Origin of the sequence: Foetidibacter luteolus, assembly GCF_009650435.1 — a bacterium.
In the GTDB taxonomy this organism is placed as follows: Bacteria; Bacteroidota; Bacteroidia; order Chitinophagales; family Chitinophagaceae; genus Foetidibacter; species Foetidibacter luteolus.
The window spans coordinates 40,526-58,796 of record NZ_VVIP01000047.1 but is presented as its reverse complement, the minus strand read 5'-3'; the positions used below and the strand labels follow the sequence as shown (position 1 = coordinate 58,796).

At 45.8% G+C, this 18,271-nt stretch carries 17 protein-coding genes; 6 read left to right on the top strand and 11 right to left on the bottom strand.

What is annotated here, in order from left to right; genetic code table 11:
* Positions 1-176 precede the first annotated feature (176 nt).
* The 3 genes from F0364_RS14755 to clpX all read left to right on the top strand — a co-directional run bounded on the left by F0364_RS14755 (position 177) and on the right by clpX (position 2,889).
* On the top strand, positions 177-860 hold the full coding sequence (locus tag F0364_RS14755; RefSeq protein ID WP_153798560.1) for a ClpP family protease: 684 nt from the start codon (positions 177-179) through the stop codon (positions 858-860).
* 41 nt (positions 861-901) lie between these two features.
* Entirely contained in the window at positions 902-1,540 is a 639-nt protein-coding gene (locus F0364_RS14750) for a ClpP family protease (protein ID WP_207632688.1), read from the top strand.
* Between the two features lie 116 nt (positions 1,541-1,656).
* Complete coding sequence (gene clpX / locus F0364_RS14745) at positions 1,657-2,889, top strand: ATP-dependent Clp protease ATP-binding subunit ClpX (RefSeq protein WP_153798559.1); 1,233 nt, start codon at positions 1,657-1,659, stop codon at positions 2,887-2,889.
* A gap of 194 nt (positions 2,890-3,083) precedes the next feature.
* Here the strand turns inward: clpX and F0364_RS14740 are convergent, their stop codons facing one another.
* From F0364_RS14740 to F0364_RS14725, 4 genes are all read right to left on the bottom strand, one after another.
* Positions 3,084-3,704 (bottom strand): SprT-like domain-containing protein, encoded by a 621-nt coding sequence (locus tag F0364_RS14740; protein ID WP_153798558.1) that lies wholly within the window; start codon positions 3,702-3,704, stop codon positions 3,084-3,086.
* Entirely contained in the window at positions 3,691-4,104 is a 414-nt protein-coding gene (locus tag F0364_RS14735; RefSeq protein WP_153798557.1) for a hypothetical protein, read from the bottom strand. The genes F0364_RS14740 and F0364_RS14735 overlap by 14 nt, the downstream gene beginning before the upstream one ends.
* Positions 4,105-4,466: 362 nt before the next feature.
* Complete coding sequence (locus F0364_RS14730) at positions 4,467-5,135, bottom strand: gluconate 2-dehydrogenase subunit 3 family protein (RefSeq protein WP_153798556.1); 669 nt, start codon at positions 5,133-5,135, stop codon at positions 4,467-4,469.
* A gap of 57 nt (positions 5,136-5,192) precedes the next feature.
* Complete coding sequence (locus F0364_RS14725; RefSeq protein ID WP_153798555.1) at positions 5,193-6,932, bottom strand: GMC oxidoreductase; 1,740 nt, start codon at positions 6,930-6,932, stop codon at positions 5,193-5,195.
* Between the two features lie 102 nt (positions 6,933-7,034).
* Here F0364_RS14725 and F0364_RS14720 point away from each other — a divergent pair, with 102 nt between their 5' ends.
* Complete coding sequence (locus tag F0364_RS14720; protein WP_207632687.1) at positions 7,035-8,549, top strand: gluconokinase; 1,515 nt, start codon at positions 7,035-7,037, stop codon at positions 8,547-8,549.
* A gap of 189 nt (positions 8,550-8,738) precedes the next feature.
* On the opposite strand, the gene tsaD is transcribed toward F0364_RS14720, so the two are convergent.
* Both tsaD and F0364_RS14710 read right to left on the bottom strand, forming a co-directional pair.
* Entirely contained in the window at positions 8,739-9,746 is a 1,008-nt protein-coding gene (tsaD, locus tag F0364_RS14715) for a tRNA (adenosine(37)-N6)-threonylcarbamoyltransferase complex transferase subunit TsaD (protein ID WP_153798553.1), read from the bottom strand.
* Positions 9,747-9,864: 118 nt separating this feature from the next.
* Positions 9,865-11,019 carry a hypothetical protein gene (locus F0364_RS14710; RefSeq protein WP_153798552.1) on the bottom strand — a complete coding sequence of 385 codons (1,155 nt, stop codon included), beginning with the start codon at positions 11,017-11,019 and terminating at the stop codon, positions 9,865-9,867.
* A gap of 273 nt (positions 11,020-11,292) precedes the next feature.
* Here F0364_RS14710 and F0364_RS14705 point away from each other — a divergent pair, with 273 nt between their 5' ends.
* The gene (locus F0364_RS14705) at positions 11,293-12,579 is read left to right on the top strand and encodes a DUF6600 domain-containing protein (protein ID WP_153798551.1); all 1,287 of its coding nucleotides are present in this window, start codon (positions 11,293-11,295) and stop codon (positions 12,577-12,579) included.
* A gap of 59 nt (positions 12,580-12,638) precedes the next feature.
* On the opposite strand, the gene F0364_RS14700 is transcribed toward F0364_RS14705, so the two are convergent.
* Positions 12,639-12,983, bottom strand: a complete 345-nt coding sequence (locus F0364_RS14700; RefSeq protein WP_153798550.1) for a HesB/IscA family protein — start codon at positions 12,981-12,983, stop codon at positions 12,639-12,641.
* A gap of 374 nt (positions 12,984-13,357) precedes the next feature.
* Here F0364_RS14700 and F0364_RS28955 point away from each other — a divergent pair, with 374 nt between their 5' ends.
* Complete coding sequence (locus tag F0364_RS28955; RefSeq protein WP_207632686.1) at positions 13,358-13,525, top strand: quinol oxidase subunit 4; 168 nt, start codon at positions 13,358-13,360, stop codon at positions 13,523-13,525.
* A gap of 35 nt (positions 13,526-13,560) precedes the next feature.
* On the opposite strand, the gene F0364_RS14695 is transcribed toward F0364_RS28955, so the two are convergent.
* The 4 genes from F0364_RS14695 to F0364_RS14680 all read right to left on the bottom strand — a co-directional run bounded on the left by F0364_RS14695 (position 13,561) and on the right by F0364_RS14680 (position 18,008).
* Positions 13,561-14,187: a LutC/YkgG family protein gene (locus tag F0364_RS14695; protein WP_153798549.1), complete on the bottom strand. Its 627-nt coding sequence runs from the start codon at positions 14,185-14,187 to the stop codon at positions 13,561-13,563.
* A 200-nt stretch (positions 14,188-14,387) separates the two neighbouring features.
* A complete protein-coding gene (locus F0364_RS14690; protein ID WP_153798548.1) occupies positions 14,388-15,782 on the bottom strand; it encodes a lactate utilization protein B in 1,395 nt (464 codons plus the stop codon).
* 124 nt (positions 15,783-15,906) lie between these two features.
* Positions 15,907-16,638: a (Fe-S)-binding protein gene (locus F0364_RS14685; protein WP_153798547.1), complete on the bottom strand. Its 732-nt coding sequence runs from the start codon at positions 16,636-16,638 to the stop codon at positions 15,907-15,909.
* On the bottom strand, positions 16,635-18,008 hold the full coding sequence (locus F0364_RS14680) for an FGGY-family carbohydrate kinase (protein WP_153798546.1): 1,374 nt from the start codon (positions 18,006-18,008) through the stop codon (positions 16,635-16,637). The genes F0364_RS14685 and F0364_RS14680 overlap by 4 nt, the downstream gene beginning before the upstream one ends.
* Positions 18,009-18,271 lie beyond the last annotated feature (263 nt).

The window sequence follows — 18,271 nt, the reverse complement described above, 5'->3', positions numbered from 1 at the left end:
AAAACGCGGTGCATGGATAGACGCGATGCGTCGCGTCTCTACTGTCCTTTTGTCGCATCTGCGGCTTTGCACGGTATTTGAATGAAAGCCGGGATAGTTTAGGAAAACAGGGTTGTTTTACAGCAGTTTTTTCCGCTATCAACAAACTCTTATCTTCATTGACTAAAATAAGCACTATGGATTTTGGAAAGGAATTTGAAAAGTATGCCGTTAAGCATAAAGGTATCAGCAGCGCAACACTGCACAATTACCAGCACGTAACCAACCTTACACCATACATTATTGAGGAAAGGCCTTTAAATGTGGCCAGTATGGACGTGTTTAGCCGCCTTATGATGGACAGGATTATTTTTTTAGGAGAAGGCATTAACGACTATGTGGCCAATATTGTAACCGCCCAGCTATTGTTTTTGGAAAGTACAGACCGCACAAGGGATATTCAAATGTACATCAACAGCCCCGGCGGCAGCGTATATGCCGGCATGGGTATTTACGATACCATGCAGTTTATAAGCCCGGATGTATCTACCATTTGCACAGGCATTGCTGCCAGCATGGGCGCCATTTTATTGTGCGCAGGCATAAAAGGCAAACGTACAGCCTTAAAACACACCCGCATAATGCTGCACCAGCCCAGCGGGGCCATTGGCGGACAGGCTACTGATATTGGCATTACCGCCCGTGAAATAAAGAAAATTAAGCATGAATTGAACGAGGTTATCAGCATTCATACCGGCAAGGATATTGATACCGTGGCAAAAGATACTGACCGTGATTTCTGGATGACCGCCCAGGAAGGCAAGGATTACGGACTGGTGGATGAAGTGTTGCTGACCAACCCCCGCAAAGAGAAAAAGTAAACAGGCAGGAAATACAAACTATAACCACAAACTTTAATACCATGATGAATTCAAAATATATTACGAACCCGTTTTTGATGGAAGATGACGAGGAAGAACAGCCAAAAGATGACAAACAGGAACAGATGTCGCCCATGCTGATGAAAAAAATGGAAAAACTTTTCCTGGAGAAAAGGGCCGTTTATTTCTGGGGTGTGGTAGATGATAAATCTGTAAGAGACGCGGTTTCCAAAATATTGTTACTGGATGCTGATAAGCCTGGTGAAGAGATAAAACTGTACATCAACAGCCCGGGAGGCATGGTTACCAGCGGCATGGTGCTGTACGATACCATTAAGCTGATACAATCTCCCGTAAGCACCATTTGTATGGGTTTGGCGGCCAGCATGGGCTCCATACTGTTAAGCGTTGGCAAGAAAGGCAAACGTTATATATACCCGCATGGCGAGGTAATGATACACCAGCCCAGCATTGGCGGTGTATTCCAGGCCACATCGGCAGATATTGAGATACAGGCCATACAAATAGAAAAAACCAAGCTGCAAAGCGCCAAAATACTGGCTGATAACTGCGGCAAAACTGTAGAGCAGGTATTGAAGGATTTTGACCGCGATTACTGGATGAATGCCCAGGAAGCCATTGATTATGGCATTGTGGACAAAGTGCTGAACAAGCTTTAACAGGTTTAAGCCCAAATTATTTACGCACAAAACCGCTTATCCGGGCGGTTTTGCTATTTTTGCAGAAACAATCAAAACACACTGCCATTACAATATTTAAAAGCAGTTTATAAAACATGGCAAAACAATCGCACCTGCATTGTTCATTTTGCGGCAGAAACAGGGATGAGGTAAAAATTCTGATTGCCGGCCAGGAAGGGCATATTTGTGAAAATTGCGTTGAGCATGCTCAGGAAATTATTGCACAGGAACTCCAGGCAAGGCATGAACAGCAAACCTCTCAATACCGCTTCACCGTTAGAAAACCTAAAGAAATAAAAGAGTTTCTTGACCAGTACGTTATTGGACAGGAAGAAGCAAAGAAGGTACTTTCCGTATCTGTCTATAATCATTACAAAAGAATTACCCAAAAACAGCAGGACGATGTTGAAATTGAAAAAAGCAACATTGTTATGGTTGGCGAAACCGGCACCGGTAAAACTTTGCTGGCCAAAACCATTGCCCGCCTGCTAAACGTTCCTTTTGCTATTGTTGACGCAACCGTATTTACCGAAGCCGGTTATGTGGGAGAGGATGTGGAAAGCATGCTTACCCGCCTGTTACAGGCCTGCAATTACGATATAGCCGCTGCTGAAAAAGGCATTGTTTATATTGATGAGATAGATAAAATTGCCCGCAAAGGCGATAACCCTTCCATTACCCGCGATGTAAGCGGCGAAGGGGTACAGCAAGGCCTGCTAAAAATGCTGGAAGGCACGGAAGTACTGGTGCCGCCCCAGGGAGGCAGAAAGCACCCCGAGCAAAAAATGATTAAAGTAAATACACAGAACATACTGTTTGTTTGCGGCGGCGCTTTTGATGGCATTGACAAAGTAATTGCACGACGCATTAACACCAACGCCATTGGCTTTAACGTAAACAAAGACGAGCAGGAACTGCAGCGTAAAAACCTGTTGCAGTTTATTAACGCTACGGATTTAAAGAGCTTTGGTTTAATTCCTGAATTGCTGGGCCGTTTGCCAGTGGTTACACACCTGGAGCCGCTTGACCAGGCTACCCTGCGTTCCATTCTTACAGAACCAAAGAACAGCCTGATAAAACAGTACTCAAGGCTGTTTGAACTGGAAGGCATAAAGCTTACCATTGACAGCAATGTGTACGACTTTATGGTAAGCAAAGCGCTGGAGTTTAAGCTGGGCGCAAGAGGGCTTAGAAGCATCTGCGAACATATTTTTACCGATGCCATGTTCGAGTTGCCGGGCACCAGCGAAACAGCATTGCATATTACGCTTGACTATGCACAAACCAAGTTTAACAAGAGTAAATTAAGTATGCTTAAAGTAGCTTAAAAGCACTGTATATACCAATAAAAAAGGCCGCTGTTGCGGCTTTTTTTATTGGTATATTTTTATGGGCCCGGCAGCAGGAACTGGTATGAGGCTTTACTTGCGTCGCACTCTTGTACGTTCGGATTCGCTATGCAGCTTTCCCCGCAATATAGCGCTTGTTTCTGCCGCCTCCGGCGCCAGCAACTTAGCTGCTGCTAAGAAACCATCTTTACTTCATACACCGGGCTAAAAAGATAAACCAGCCCTGTATTTACTTCTGTGCATCGGTAACGCTTCCGCAACTTATTGCCCTTTATAAAAATACGGCCGTCATTGGTTAAAAACTGGGCGCCCTGCGGTATATCTTCCACCAGGTGAACGTCATCCTTCCTGTCATCGTAATTGCGCAGCACACGCATTAAATCTTCTTCGGCGCAACTGCTTGCGGCAGGGTTGTGCAAAGATTTTTGCAGGGCCTTGTTTATATCCGGCGGAAAAATATTTTTTGCTGTAAATGCAGCCAGCAGGTTACCGTAAATGGCTTTCCATTCTTTGCCATGCGCGGCAACACGGTGGCGGTATTGCTCATAGGTAAGCAGGTGTGCCAGCTCGTGCAGCAGGGTAATTAAAAACGCGAATTTGTTAAGGTTGCTGTTTACGCTGATGCGGTGGTTTTTGCCATGTATTGCATTGCGGTAATCGCCCAGTACACTTTTTCGTTCTTTGGTAACTGTAAGATGTACTTTATAACGGTGCAGGTACTCCACCACCATGTCAAAACTGCCTTCCGGAATAAAAGCGGCCAACGCCTGCATAGGGTGTTCAGTGGCTGCCATTGTTTTTTGACTTGTTTAAAAGTAAGGCCGTTCTTACCTCGGTAACTGTATAAACAATGTACAGGCCCATACAAATGATTACCGCGGCGGAGTTACGGGCCTTACCTGCAATAAAAACGTAGGTAAGTATAGCTATAGCTATTACCAGCAGTTTGATAACCGTAGTGGCCATAATAGTTCTTACGAATGCCGCGGGATTGGCACTCTGGATAGCTTTAAGGTGCATATAAGAACTGAGGATGGAAATAAGGAACAGAATAAGGTTGCCCGCTTTCAGCACGTTAACATCAATATTACTTTGCTCCAAAGGGCGTTTTAGTGCAAGGCTTAAAATAATGGCAATGGCAAACACCACAACGGCTGGCAAAATTAATTTTCTGAACTTGGCTTTAGTATCCATATATGCAGGTCAAAAATAAACAGTCTCGCCAACGTGAAAAAACTATTATGAGGGGCGGCAGTTTAAATTTATTGTTACGCGGTTAATGGAGGGATAATTTTAATAGTTGCCGGAGGCAGGAGCGCTGCCATATCCTATCCTGCGGGCAAGCTGATACCTGTTCCTGTAGCTGAATGGCTGCCGGATTGAAACGGAAACCCCGCCACCGTGAAGGGAAATGCAGCGCTGCGGGTGGCGGAGTTGCAGTGAAAAGCCGGGACCGGTGCTGAAAAATGCTTCATTAGCTGAAAGCCCCAAATACTTGTTTACAATAAAAAGCCACAGGCTTTTTACCTGTGGCTTACATTATTGTGACTGTTTTGTTAGGTAAAGCTAACACACTCTTTTAACTCTTTTTCCGTGTAAGCCAGGCCATATTGCTTCAGCACATCGTCTGGTACACCGTTCCAGTTATTGGGCACGTTGCCCATATAACCCACATCTTTGGTGCCTATTTCAGAAGTGTAAAAACCGGTAGCTGTCAGGTTGCGTACCAGGCTAAAGAATGCCACACCCTGTGCCATTTCGGGCTTGGCTTTTTTGGGATAGGCAATCTGGTCAACTATTTCTATCTGTTGTTGCTGCGTGCAGTTTTTAAAGGCATTGTTATAGCGGTTAAAGCACTGCAAATCCAGCCAGCGCAGCCCACCCCGTAATGGCGTTTGGTGCTCATCCATCTCTGTTATGATATGGTCAATGAACTCCGGCACTTTTGCATCGGAAGCGCTGCCGCTGACATCATCCTTTGGTATAATAATATCGCACAAAACGGTGATGGTAGCCAGCTCTTCCGCTGTAAAAAACTTGTTGGTTTGAAGCGCTTTGTCAATTTCAATTTCCTCTTTCATCCTGCCCGCAGGCGCTTTGTCGTCCTTAACATCGGCAGCGGTTTTTCCATCCGCCTGTTTATCGCCGGGTTTGCAGGCATCCAGCAATACGCCGGTTGATACGGTGCCTACCACCAGGGCTTTTAATGATTTTCTTCTGTCCATGATTATGTATTTAATGATTCATCTGAGGGCGTTTATACCCATCATTATAACCAGTGGTTAGAGATTGTTCTTTTTAAGTTCATCAACAATGTATTCGCTGGTACGCATAGAAAGCGCCAGGATGGTCCAGGTAATGTTTTTATCTGCCTGGGATACAAACTGTCCGCCATCCACATTAAACAGGTTTTTGCAGTCATGCGCCTGGCTCCATTTGTTTAAGGCAGAACGTTTGGGATCGTTGCCCATTCTTATCGTACCTGCTTCGTGAATAATAAGGCCGGGGTCGTGCAGGCCGTAATTGTTTTCAGGGCCATCATCGCCGCCCCATGTAATAACGGCGCCCATGGCATGTAATATTTCGGCAAAAGTTTCTTTCATGTGCTTGGCCTGCTTAATCTCGTAGTCGGAGTATTTAACATTAAAACGCAGCACCGGTATGCCAAATTTATCAACCACGCTGGGGTCTATTTCACAATAGTTGCTTTCAAAAGCAATCGCTTCTCCCCTGCCGGCCATGCCCACATGCGCACCAAAGAAATAGCGGTAATCTTCTTTCAGCGAAGCGCCGTAACCGCCGGCTTCTTTTTGCTTGCCTTTAATTTTATAAGTACCATTAAGATTTTCTATGCCCCAGTTAAAACCATATAAAGGTTGGCCAAAACCGCCACCGTATTCAATATGATAGCCACGGGGAAAATCAAGTTTTTTATTATCCAGCCACCAGGGTGTATATACGTGCATGCCGCCAACGCCATCTTCGTTGTAGCGCTTACGGTCGAAAAGTTCGGGTATAATGCCGCCCATATCAGCGCCGGTAGAATCGTGCAGGTACTTACCTACTACGTTGCTGTTATTAGCAAGCCCGTTAGGATGCCGCTGCGATTTAGAATTAAGCAGCAGCCTGGCGCTTTCGCAGGCGCTGGCGCCTAGTATAACCGTACGGCCTTCTACCTGGTATTCCTGCATGTCGTCTTTATTAACATAAGACACGCCTGTTGCCAAACCTTCTTTATTGGTTAAAACTTCGCGGGCCATGGCGTTGGTAAACAAGTCAAGGTTACCGGTAGCTATGGCTGGAATTATTAACGCCGAAGAAGACGAGAAATCCGCATACGCTTTACAGCTACGGCCGCACTGGGCACAGTAAAAACACTGGCCGCGCTGGTCGTTAATTTTTTTGGTAAGTATGGATAAGCGGGAAGGTATCACCGGTATGTTAATGCCAGTTGCCGCCTTTTTAATGAACAGTTCGTGAAGCCTTGGTTTGGGCGGTGGCAAAAATATGCCATCGGGATCGTTGGGGAGGCCTTCATTGGTGCCAAATACACCCAACAGCCTGTCTATTTTATCATAATAAGGTTTTATATCTTCATAACCAATCGGCCAGTCATCTCCAAGGCCATCAATACTTCTTCTTTTAAAATCCTTTGGCCCAAAACGAAGGGAGATACGGCCCCAGTGATTGGTGCGGCCACCCAGCATGCGGGCACGCCACCATTCCCATTTGGTATCGCCAACATGGGTATAGGGCTCGCCATCAATTTTCCAGGCCCAATAGCAACCGTCAAAATCACCAAAAGGGCGGAACTTGGTACTTGCACCCCGCCTTGGCGAATCCCAGGCATTTTTTAACTGCGCAGAATCGGTTTTAGGATCGTACATAGGGCCAGCCTCAAGCAGGGCAACTTTTAATCCTGCATTGGCCAAAACATAAGCAGCCATACCGCCACCGGCACCGGAACCTACGATAACGGCATCGTATTTCTTTGGCTGTTTTTTAATCTGGAGGTCTCCCATAAATTATAATTCGTTAGAGTGAAAGAAAGGAAGCGTGAATGTAATACTTTATACGAAATGCTAAATGCTTTTTCTATTTTCGGTGTTCATCTGTTAACAAACATGCAACACATACTGGCATTAGACTTAGGCACCACACATTGCAAGGCGGTTATCATTAATACAAGGGGAGATGTTATCAAAAAATGGCAGGCCCCCTCCCCTTTTATCAGCAAAGAAAAAGGACAGCATGAGCAAGAAGCGGAAGCCATGCTGCAGGCAGTTACAGGTTTGCTGCAACAAGCATTTACGTACGATAGCGACAGCCTTATTGGCGCCGTTAGCTTCAGTGCCGCCATGCATGGCCTTATGGCAGTTGATGCAAACGGCAGCCCGCTTACCAACATAATTACCTGGGCGGACACACGCAGTGCCGCTGATGCAGAAATGTTGCTTGCCAACAAGGATGCGGCCCTGAAAATTTATAGCCGCACGGGCCCGCCCATACACTCCATGACGCCCTTATGCAAGCTGTTATGGTTAAAGCGTACACAACCTGCATTATTTGGCAAGGCCCATAAATTCATTGGCCTTAAAGAATATATTTTCTTTAACCTGTTTGGCAGCTATGTAATAGATTATTCCATCGCGTCTGCAACAGGGCTGTTCGATATTTACAGCAGGAACTGGAACCCCGATGCGCTTGCCCTTACAGGCATTACTGCCAACCAGCTTTCTAAGCCTGTTGATATTACACATACCGAAACCGCTATGCTGCCAAAATACCGGCAGCTCTTCCAGCTTAACCGCGATGTACCTTTTGTTGTTGGCAGCAGCGACGGCTGCCTGGCCAACCTGGGCTGCGGCGCTATTGACAGTACCAAACTTGCCCTCACCATCGGTACCAGCGGTGCTATAAGGCTGGGTACCCAACAACCCTATAGCCAGAGCTTTAACAGCCTGTTTAATTATGTGCTTGCGGATAACCTGTTCATCACCGGCGGCCCATCCAACAACGGCGGCAATGTACTGGAATGGTTTATTGAAAACATGCTTAATCACAAGGAAAGCCCCGGCAGCTATAACGAAGTGTTGCAACTGGCCGAAACTGCCCCGGCGGGCGCCGGCGGACTTTTGTTCCTGCCTTATATTAACGGCGAAAGGGCGCCTGTTTGGGATGCAAGGGCGAGAGGTGTTTTCGCGGGCCTCACCAGCCAGCATAAACAGAACCACCTGGCCCGTGCCGTGGTGGAAGCAACCTGTTTTGCCCTCTATGATATCTTTACATCCATGGGTAGCCTTAAAGATGAGGTTGAACTGGTTTATGCCAGTGGCGGATTTATACAATCAACATTCTGGGTGCAGGTAATGGCAGATATTTTTGGAAAAAAAATAGTGGTGAACGATGTGGCCGACGCTTCTGCCATCGGCGCTGCCGCAGTAGCCATGCACGCAACGGGGTTGGCCAACAATCTTACCGGCGCACTGCAGTTGGCATCTGAAGGCACAGTATATCAACCCGGCGAAGAAAGACATGCTTTTTACAGGCAATTGTTTACCGTTTACCAGAGGTTGTACCATAACCTGAAAGAAGAAATGAAAATGTTGGATACTATTTCTGCAACTGTTCTTCCCTGATGTGAGTTTCCTGTTTTTTTGGTGGCGGGCTGACGGTATTTCATGGCGACCTGGTTGCGTCGTTCCGAAACTTCGGAATTCATCGTTCTGTGCATTGGGCAGCAGACCACGATTTATGCTAATTTTACTGATTCGCCTGATTCTCTATTATTATTAAACTTCCGTGCTTTTGTGACAACCTCTCCTCTGTCACCATTCCGCTCTTGCCGCCGGGCTTATATCAAGCGCCGCAAACTCACCGGCGAGGTATTTGTAATACGCCGTAATCGCAATCATGCCCGCATTATCCGTGCAATACTGAAATGCAGGTATAAATGTTTGCCAGCCCAGTTGTTCGCCGGTTTGCTGCAACGCATTGCGAAGCCCGCTGTTAGCGCTTACACCGCCGGCAATACAAACACGGTTAACGCCGGTTTGCTTAACCGCTTTCTTCAGCTTTTTCATCAGCACCTGCACAATGGTATGCTGAACGGAGGCACATAAATCGGCCAGGTTTTTTTCTATAAACTGAGGGTCTTCCCTTTGCCTGTCCTGCAGAAAATATAAAACGGAAGTCTTTACCCCACTGAAAGAAAAGTTCAGTTCAGGTATCTGGGGCTCGGCAAATTTGAAAGCTAATGGATTTCCCTGTTTGGCATATTTATCAATTAAAGGACCCCCGGGATAAGGAAGGCCCAGCAGCTTGGCGCTTTTATCAAAAGCCTCGCCGGCAGCATCGTCTATAGATTCCCCTATCACCTTTAAGCTTAACGGAGATTCTGCGAGTACTACCTGCGTATGCCCCCCGCTTACTGTAAGGCATAGAAAGGGAAAAGCAGGCCGCCGGTCATCAATCAGGTTGGCCAACACATGCGCCTGCATGTGGTGCACCGCGATAAGTGGTTTACCAAGCGCAAGTGACAGTGATTTTGCAAACTGTGCCCCTACCAGCAAACTGCCTATTAAACCAGGAGATTGGGTAAAGGCGACTGCATCCACATCCTGTAACCGGCATTTGGCTTCCTTAAGTGCTGCATCTACCACCGGCACTATATTTTGCATGTGGGCACGGCTGGCAAGTTCCGGCACAACACCGCCATACTTTTCGTGCACGCTTTGGTTAGCAATAAAGTTGGACAATATCTTCCCCTCCAAACATACGGCGGCGGAAGTTTCATCGCAGGATGATTCTATGGCTAAAATGGTTACCTGTTTCACACGGCAAAAGTAGCAATATAGCAGGTATGATGATGAGGATACGGAATGTTAGATGTGAGGACCGATTATGAATTTCTAGCATCTCTCTACTTACCATTTACCACTCCCCCACTTGCCCTTACCTGGGCCCATTACGGCTATCATATCGCTGCTGCTCAACCAAATATTCCAGCAACAACACATCATTGTAAGCCGGGGCATAAAAATAAAACTTGCCCAAACCGGTAGAGGCAAAAAATTTGCGGAAGAAGTTGGGCAGGTAAGTGGCGATATCGCCGATAAAAAAACAAAAGCCTGTATCTTCTATGTAGTTGAAAGAAAGGTCTGCTTCAATGGCCACCTGCTCCGGTGCTGCGCCAAGCCTTATTAAAGCCGTGTTTAAAATTACCTTATCCATAAATTCTGTGCTGCTTTGGAGCAAGGCCCGTGCATCGCTGATAAGCCGGGGCTTTAAACTATCCAGCGCAGGTATAGAATAGCGGCCAAGCAACCTGGCAAAGTGGTATAGTATAACCTGGGGACGGTTATAATGCGGCGATACATAAGGCGCTTTGCTTAAATAATGTCTGTTAACAATAATGCGGCGCATTAACTCTGCACTGGCTGAGTCTGCATGGCTCCATGGCAACCCATAGCTGTTTACAAAATAAAGGATGTTGGTAAGTACACAAACATCAAAATCTATTGGCATTTTTTTGCCAAACCAGGTAGAATAAGCGGCTATGTTACGGTACTCTTTAAACGTGTTCTTTATTTTCTTTTTATACAGATTGGCATGCTGCTGCAAAAGGGCATGCACCTTTTTTGCCGTTGAATCTGCAGCCTGCATGGCCATTAGCATCATTACCGTATCGTCCGCGTCATCCGGCATAGAATTGCTTTTGTTAAACCAGTTTAAAAAGCCGCTGTTCGGAAAAATAACCGGGGTATCTGTTTGCCAGAAATTATAAGTGTAGCCGGTACCAGCCCTTACATACTTGTTAAATGGCTGTACACCTTTTTCAACAATAGCCTCTACCTGCAACTGCTGCTCTGCCGGCAAATCGTTCTTTAATTGCTGCAACGCAAACAAGGCTATAGCAGTAAAAAAAATATTGTCATCTGGCTTATATGCATCTTTTTTTTTGTGATAACGCCGGTAACTTTCGAACATACCGGGAGAAAAAAAGCTATCGCGGGTAACCTGCAGTTGCTGGATACGCTTTACCAGGCTTGAGGTGCTTAAATACTGTTGCGCCTGTAAACGGCCGGGGCTTAAGAAAATAACTATCAAATAAAGAATGTAACGAGAAAAATGCTTGATACAATTTGTCATCATCTGCCGTAACAGGTTTTTCAGGCAGCAATATACACTTGATTTTATAAAGGGATGATTTGCCAAAAGGTTGTTAACAAAAGCGAACAATTGTTATTATTTACAAGGGGTTAACAAACTAAAAACCAGCCGCCCGTCAAAGGAATGATAAAGTTACGGTAGCCTGTCAAAATGGATTAATACTTGATACTTATCCGTAACGAACATTCGTTCATAAATAAATATTTGGCCATGAAAAGCTATTACACGTCATTGTCATTTGCAGCGGTTGTTTTGCTTACCACCATTTCATGTACAACATCAAAGGAGGCAGCGGCCCAGGTAGTGTATGATGATGTTTACGACGACGATTACAACGCCCCGCAGGGCGAAGAGGTGGATTTCAATTCTTTTTACAGTGAGTTAAGCCCTTATGGGCGATGGGTAAACAACCCATCTTACGGGCGTGTATGGGTATGTAATGAAGCAGGCTTCAGGCCCTACTACTCCGGCGGCCACTGGGCATATACAAACTATGGCTGGACCTGGGTTAGTGATTACAATTGGGGCTGGGCGCCTTTTCACTATGGGCGTTGGGCTTTTGATGCAGGATATGGCGGCTGGTTTTGGGTGCCAGGCTACCAGTGGGCACCGGCCTGGGTGGCATGGCGTGGCGGTGGCGATGCATATGGATGGGCGCCGCTTGCACCTGGCATAAACATAAGTGTTGGCGTTTCTTTTGGCAATGCCATGCCATACGACCGCTGGGTATTTTTACCGCAGCGTTATATGAACAATCATAACTTCAGAAACTATTGTTACGACAGGGGCCGCAACGTTACCATCATTAACAATACAACCATTATCAATAACACCAATGTTTACCGCAATACAAGGTTTGTAAGCGGGCCCAACAGGCGTGACGTAGAAAGATATACAGGCGGCCGTATTCAACAAATGCGCATTGAACGTTCTGCTAAACCCGGCCGTACCGTTGAGCGTGGCAATAACATACAAATTTACCGGCCCATGGGTAACCGTAACTACAACAACGGTAACCGTAATGCCGATGTTAACAGGAATAACAACAACAACGACAGGAACTACAACAACCGCAATGATGTGCGCAACAACAGGCCAGGCAGAACTTACCAGCAACCGGGGCAAACCCCACAGCAGAATAACGACAGGAACAGGAATAACAATTTACCTGATAAAAACCCCTGGGTTAAACCTAACCCGCAGTTAAGGCCAGCGGACAGGGTTGAGCAAGCCCCTGACAGGAACTTTAACAACAGGCAAAATGAAAACCGCCAGAAGAATGACGAACGTATGCGTGAATGGCAACAAAGGAACAGGACTTTACAGGAACAAAACCGCAACCGGCCCAACAATAGTTTTGACAGGCGGCAAAACAACAACCGCCCAAACTATCAAATGCAACGCAACGACAGGCCTCAACGAAATGTTATGCCAAATAATCAGCGGAAATTACCTCCGCCACCAGCTAAGGTTAACAACAACCGCAAACCCAGGTAAAACAAAAAGCAAAGCCTGCACTTATTGCGCAGGCTTTGTTATTTACATAAGTTTTTACTTTATACTGCAAATGAAGTTCCGCAACCGCAGGATGATGAAGCGTTGGGATTTTTAAAAGTAAAGCCACGATTGTTAAGCCCTTCCTGCCAGTCAATCTCCATACCGTACAGGTATAATTCGTGGGCTTTGTTCATTACACAGGGTATACCCTCAATGTCAAACAACTGGTCATCGGGTTGCTGTTCATCAAAACCAAGCACATAGCTAAGGCCGCTGCAACCGCCGCCTTTTACACCAACACGAAGTTTTTGATTTCTGTCAAACCCGTCAGCGTTCATCAGTCTTTTAATTTCAACCACAGCGCCCTCAGTAAAAGATACAGGAGCAGAAACCGCCATTTCCATGATGCAAATATTTTGTGATGCAAATTTACAAAACCAGCGGGTAGCATAATCAATTACAACTTTCGTTTAACGGAAAAGATAGGCAAAGTACAAAGAGTGAAGTACCTTTCTATGTTAGATGTATGATGTGGGATGTACGATGGATATGTCTTCACCATTTAAAATTTGGCTACCAGCGATAGTATTTCATGGCGACTTCGTTGCGTCGCAATCACTTTATCGTTCGGTTCATTAGGCATCTTTTCAGACCCGGATGGGGAAATATCGAATAAGGAACAAGGAATGATATGTCATGTCCTGAAATAGAAGGCACCACCATTTGCCAATTGAATGTATGGAACAGTATTTGTACTTCGGGTATAAAATTCAATGATATGAATGGACCGAAACTTATTTGGGCAGCGTTGTTTGCGGCGTATATGATGGCGGCCTGTACCCATAAAGCACACCCGCATGGCATGCCTCCGGGCCAGGCTAAAAAAATATCAGGCAGCAAATCCGCAAAACCTTTTGCACCTGGACAACAAAAGAAAAATTATTAAAGCTATACAGCAGTAAAGCCGCTTGTTCAGCGGCTTTACTGCTGTATAAATACCGTCATGGTTTTAGGGCCGTGGGCGCCCAATACAAGAGACTGCTCAATATCGGCGGTTTTGGAAGGACCAGCGATAAAAGTGGCGAAACCATAATCTACGTCAGCTATTTTATCGTAGGCATGGTGCATGGTGGCTACAATATCCTGCCGGCGTATTATCGCTACCACGCTTTGTGCTATAAAGGGAAGTACACGAACCGGCACATCGTTATCAGTAATCCAAACGGCACTGTTTTCCGCAACAGCAAGAGCAGGCTTCATGATAAACACATCCACATTTTCATAGCTATGCGCACTTGAACCGGGAGTTTTTTCTTCGGCTATACCTGCAAACTCTGCGCAGAATGAAACAATGCGCCCCGCACCCGGAAACTGTAGTTTTATTTTTTCGATGATCTCTTCATTACTGTTAACAAGGTAAACATCTCCGCCAATTGCTGTCAGTACCTCCATGTATTTAGCAACCACATCATCAAAAAAAGGGGTGAAAGCAGGTATCTCTACCAGCGCAACAGGGGCCGGCTGATTGGCCTTGATGGCCTGTAAAATGGCACTCCCATCCCCTGAAGGGGGGCTTTGTAAACCTGTTGTATTGTTTGCGATGCTCATTGTTGTAAGAAGGCGATTGAAGTTACTTTAAACTAAAAAATTAAAGCTGCCTGCAAAAAATTAAGCAGGTTACACCTTGGGTGAGGGATTGAAGTGGATACCCCGGTGAAGGCCCTGTGTATTGGCCCTGTGCCGGAGTATGAGCGGAAAGCCCGACCCCTTGCGCAGCTTGGGGGCACCCCCTGATAAAAAAATTATTCTCACTCATTGTTAGGTTGGCGGTTCTTTTTGTACCAATCTGCAAAAGACTCTTTTGGCGAAGCAGGCATTTCCCGCTGGTGGTACCAGGGGTTTAGCTTGTTGTTAAGCAGGAACGGCGTGTTTCTCAAAAACCACCTGCCAGCCTTGCCAGCCACTTTGTACATGGAAGGATGCGCCAGCGTAAAAGCCATGCCCTGCATGCTGATGGCCTTTGCTTTGCCGGCATAACCTTGTTTACCAATAACCTGCCGCCATTTGTATAGCTGATCGTGTATATCAATTTTAACCGGGCAAACATTGCTGCAGGAACCGCAAAGCGTGGATGCGAAAGGCAGGTCAGCATACTGCTTTATATCAAGGTTAGGCGCCAGTATTGAACCGATAGGCCCGGCAATAGCGGTGTGATAACTATGGCCGCCGCTTCTTCTGTAAACGGGGCACGTGTTAAAACAAGCCGCGCAGCGTATGCATTTTAATGAATTGCGAAAATCTTTTCTGCCAAGTTGTGTGCTGCGGCCATTGTCAACAATTACAATGTGCACTTCCTGCCCCTGCCGCGGCTTTTTAAAATGGCTGCTATAAGTTGTAACAGGCTGACCGGTGGCGCTTCTTGCCAACAGCCTTAGGAACACACCTAAGTGTTTACGCTGGGGTATTATTTTTTCAAACCCCATGCAGGCTATATGCACATCGGCAAGATGGGCGCCCATATCCGCATTGCCTTCGTTGGTGCAAACAACAAACTCGCCTGTTTCTGCAATGGCGAAGTTTACGCCTGTTAAAGCTGCTTTTCTTGTAAGAAATTTTTCCCTTAAATGCAGCCTTGCAGCATTGGTTAAAAACTGCGGATCATTGTTGCCTTTTTCTGTATGCAGGTGTTCGTGAAAGGTATCGCTTACATCCTGCTTTTTTAAATGTATGGCCGGTAACACAATGTGGCTGGGCGGCTCCTGCCGCATTTGCACAATGCGTTCGCCCAGGTCTGTATCTATTACTTCAACACCGTTTTGCTGCAGATACTGGTTAAGATGGCATTCTTCTGTAAGCATTGATTTGCTCTTCACCATCCTGTCAACACCATGGCGCTTCAATATAGAGAGTACAATTTCATTGTGTGCTTTTGCATCCGGCGCCCAGTGGATAACCATACCATTTTGCCTGGCTTTTTCTTCAAACTGCTGAAGGTACCCGCTCATGTTGCTGAGCACATTATTCTTTATCTGCGAAGCGGTTTCCCGCAACTCCTCCCACTCAGGCAATGCATTGGCCGCCTTATCTCTTTTGGAGCGTACAAACCACAATGTTTCATCATGCCAGTCAACACGGGGTTCATCTGCATTAAACTTTTTGGATAATGCCGCATGTGTGGTTGTATTGTTAGCGTTGTCGCTCATGTTTTAAATTGTTGCAAGTTACTGGTTGCTGGTTGCAAGTTACTGGTTGCAAGTCTGTTGAATGGTATGTTGTTGAGGGTATTTTTAATGGCTATACCACTCACCACTCACCATTCACCACTCACTACTCACCATTCAATATTTCCGCTATGTGCTTTACCCTCACCTTACTGTTTTGCCTTTTTAAAATACCTTCCAGGTGCATCAGGCAGCTCATGTCTGCACCGGTGATAAATTCAGCGCCATGTTGTACATGATCTTTCACACGGTCTTTACCCATTTTAGCGCTTACCGCTTCTTCAGCTACACAAAAAGTACCGCCAAAGCCACAGCATTCATCCCTTCTGTCCAGTTCAATCAGCTCCAGGCCAGATACCATGCCCAGCAACTTGCCCGGCTTTGAAAAAGGCGCAGCCACCAACTCGCTCATCTGCGAAATTTTTAACCCACGCTGGCCGTGGCAGCTTTGGTGTACGCCAACCTTATGCGGAAAAGAAGCATCAAGTTGTTCCACTTTTAGAACATCCACCAGGAATTCAGACAACTCGTAAATACTATCACGAATGTTTTTCGCCGCTGGCTCATCTTTATCGTGCAGATGGTCTTTAATATGCAGTACGCAACTGCCTGATGGCGAAACAATGTAATCAAACCCGCTGAAGTTTTTTACAAACAATGCATTGCAGCCATGTGTTAAATGCTCAAAGCCTGAGTTGGCCATTGGCTGGCCGCAACAGGTTTGGTTTAACGGGTATAGCACCTGGCACCCCAGCTTTTCCAGTAACTGCAATGTGGCAATAGCTACCTGCGGATAAAACTGGTCAACATAACAGGGAATAAATAATCCGACTCTCATACTGCTGCACCATGTGTTACGGAATAATATTTCAGTTCAATTAAATCGTTGGGTAAAGCTTTGCTGTTCCAGGCATTGTGAATGCTTAAGGCAGTGCCAACAGCAGTTGCCTGCGCCATAGACGCGGCATACACTTCTATATGAGGGAAAAGTATTGCAAGCAGGTTCATGTACAGTGAATTTTTACCAAAGCCGCCATCTACAAATATCCGCTTCACACCTGTTCCGTTCAGCACAAACTGAGTTGAGACAAGCTGACGGGCTGCAATATCCATCATCAGGCGGTGATACGCTTCTTCATAATTAGCCATTGCTGATAAATCCTTTGCATCCTGCGGCAGCAGCCGGTTAAAGCTGTTGCCCTGTTGCCACAAGGGGTGCAGCCGGTTATAAATAGCTAAATCAAACGAAACATTTTTGTAATAGTGCAATGGCTTGTTGAAGTACTGCGATAAAATTTTTGTTTGCTGCTCATGCTCATAACCTGCAAACAAACGTGAAGCTTTTACCGGCTTTCCCTGGAAACTAAGAAAGCACAAACAATCGTTGGAAAGCTCTTCGGTAGTAAGCGGTATGTCATTAAACGGGTTAAGGCTAATGCACCAGGTACCCGTTGAAATTAATACAAACGGTTCATGAAAACTAACCAGGTAAGGAATCATGGCGGCTGAGCTATCGTGCAGGCCGATGCCCACTGAATAGTGGTTGCCAAACGCTGCCGGCAGCACTTTATCGCCCGGCAAAATGGGCGCTAATTTTTCAGCTATGCCTTCCCTTGTAACCCATTCGTGGTATTGGTTCTTTTGAAAATCCCAAAGATTGGTATGGCAACCAATGCTGGTAATATCGCTGCATGCTACGCCCGTAACCAGGTAGCTTATATACTGCGGCAGGTGCAGGGCGTATTTTATTTTTTTAAACACTTCCGGCTTCTCATACTTCTGCCGGTACAACTGCATTCCTGAATTAAGACTGCCCAATACCGGTGAGGCTGTTTTGTGGGCAAAAATGGTTTCGCCCCCGTAAGTATCATAAAACTGTTTACGCAAATAAGCAGGATATTCCTTCAAGTAATTATACAAAGGCGTTACAGGTACGCCTTCCTCATCAATATAAACAAAGCTGGCGCCGTAGGCGGAAAAATTAATGGCTTTAATATCAAACTCCTTGCGGCGGAATACCTCCCGCAGCGAATCAAACACACTCAACCTTAGGCTCTCCAGGTTCTCGCAGGCATCGCCGTCTTCGTCTGTTGTTTCATTAAACTTAGCCGATTTTTCAAACACAATTTCGTACTGCTCATTAAACAGGAAAAGCTTTTTGTTGGTCTTTCCAACATCATATATCGCTATTACGGGCAGTGCATTCATTAGAAAGTAGCGTTAACATTATTGACTATCTGTTAGCAGTGTTCTTCTTATGGTACCAGCAGAAGTTTTTATTTCGACTATTTGTTGTTTTATTTTGGCCTCAATGAATGCCTCAATGATTATGATACCGGCTGAGGCATTTCATGGCATCATCGTTGCGTCGCAATCCGTTCATCTGTTATACCAATGGGCGGCTGCAGTTTGTAGTGAAACACCCTGGTTATTTACCAAACTTCTGCTTTATAAAAGAACCTGCACCCGGC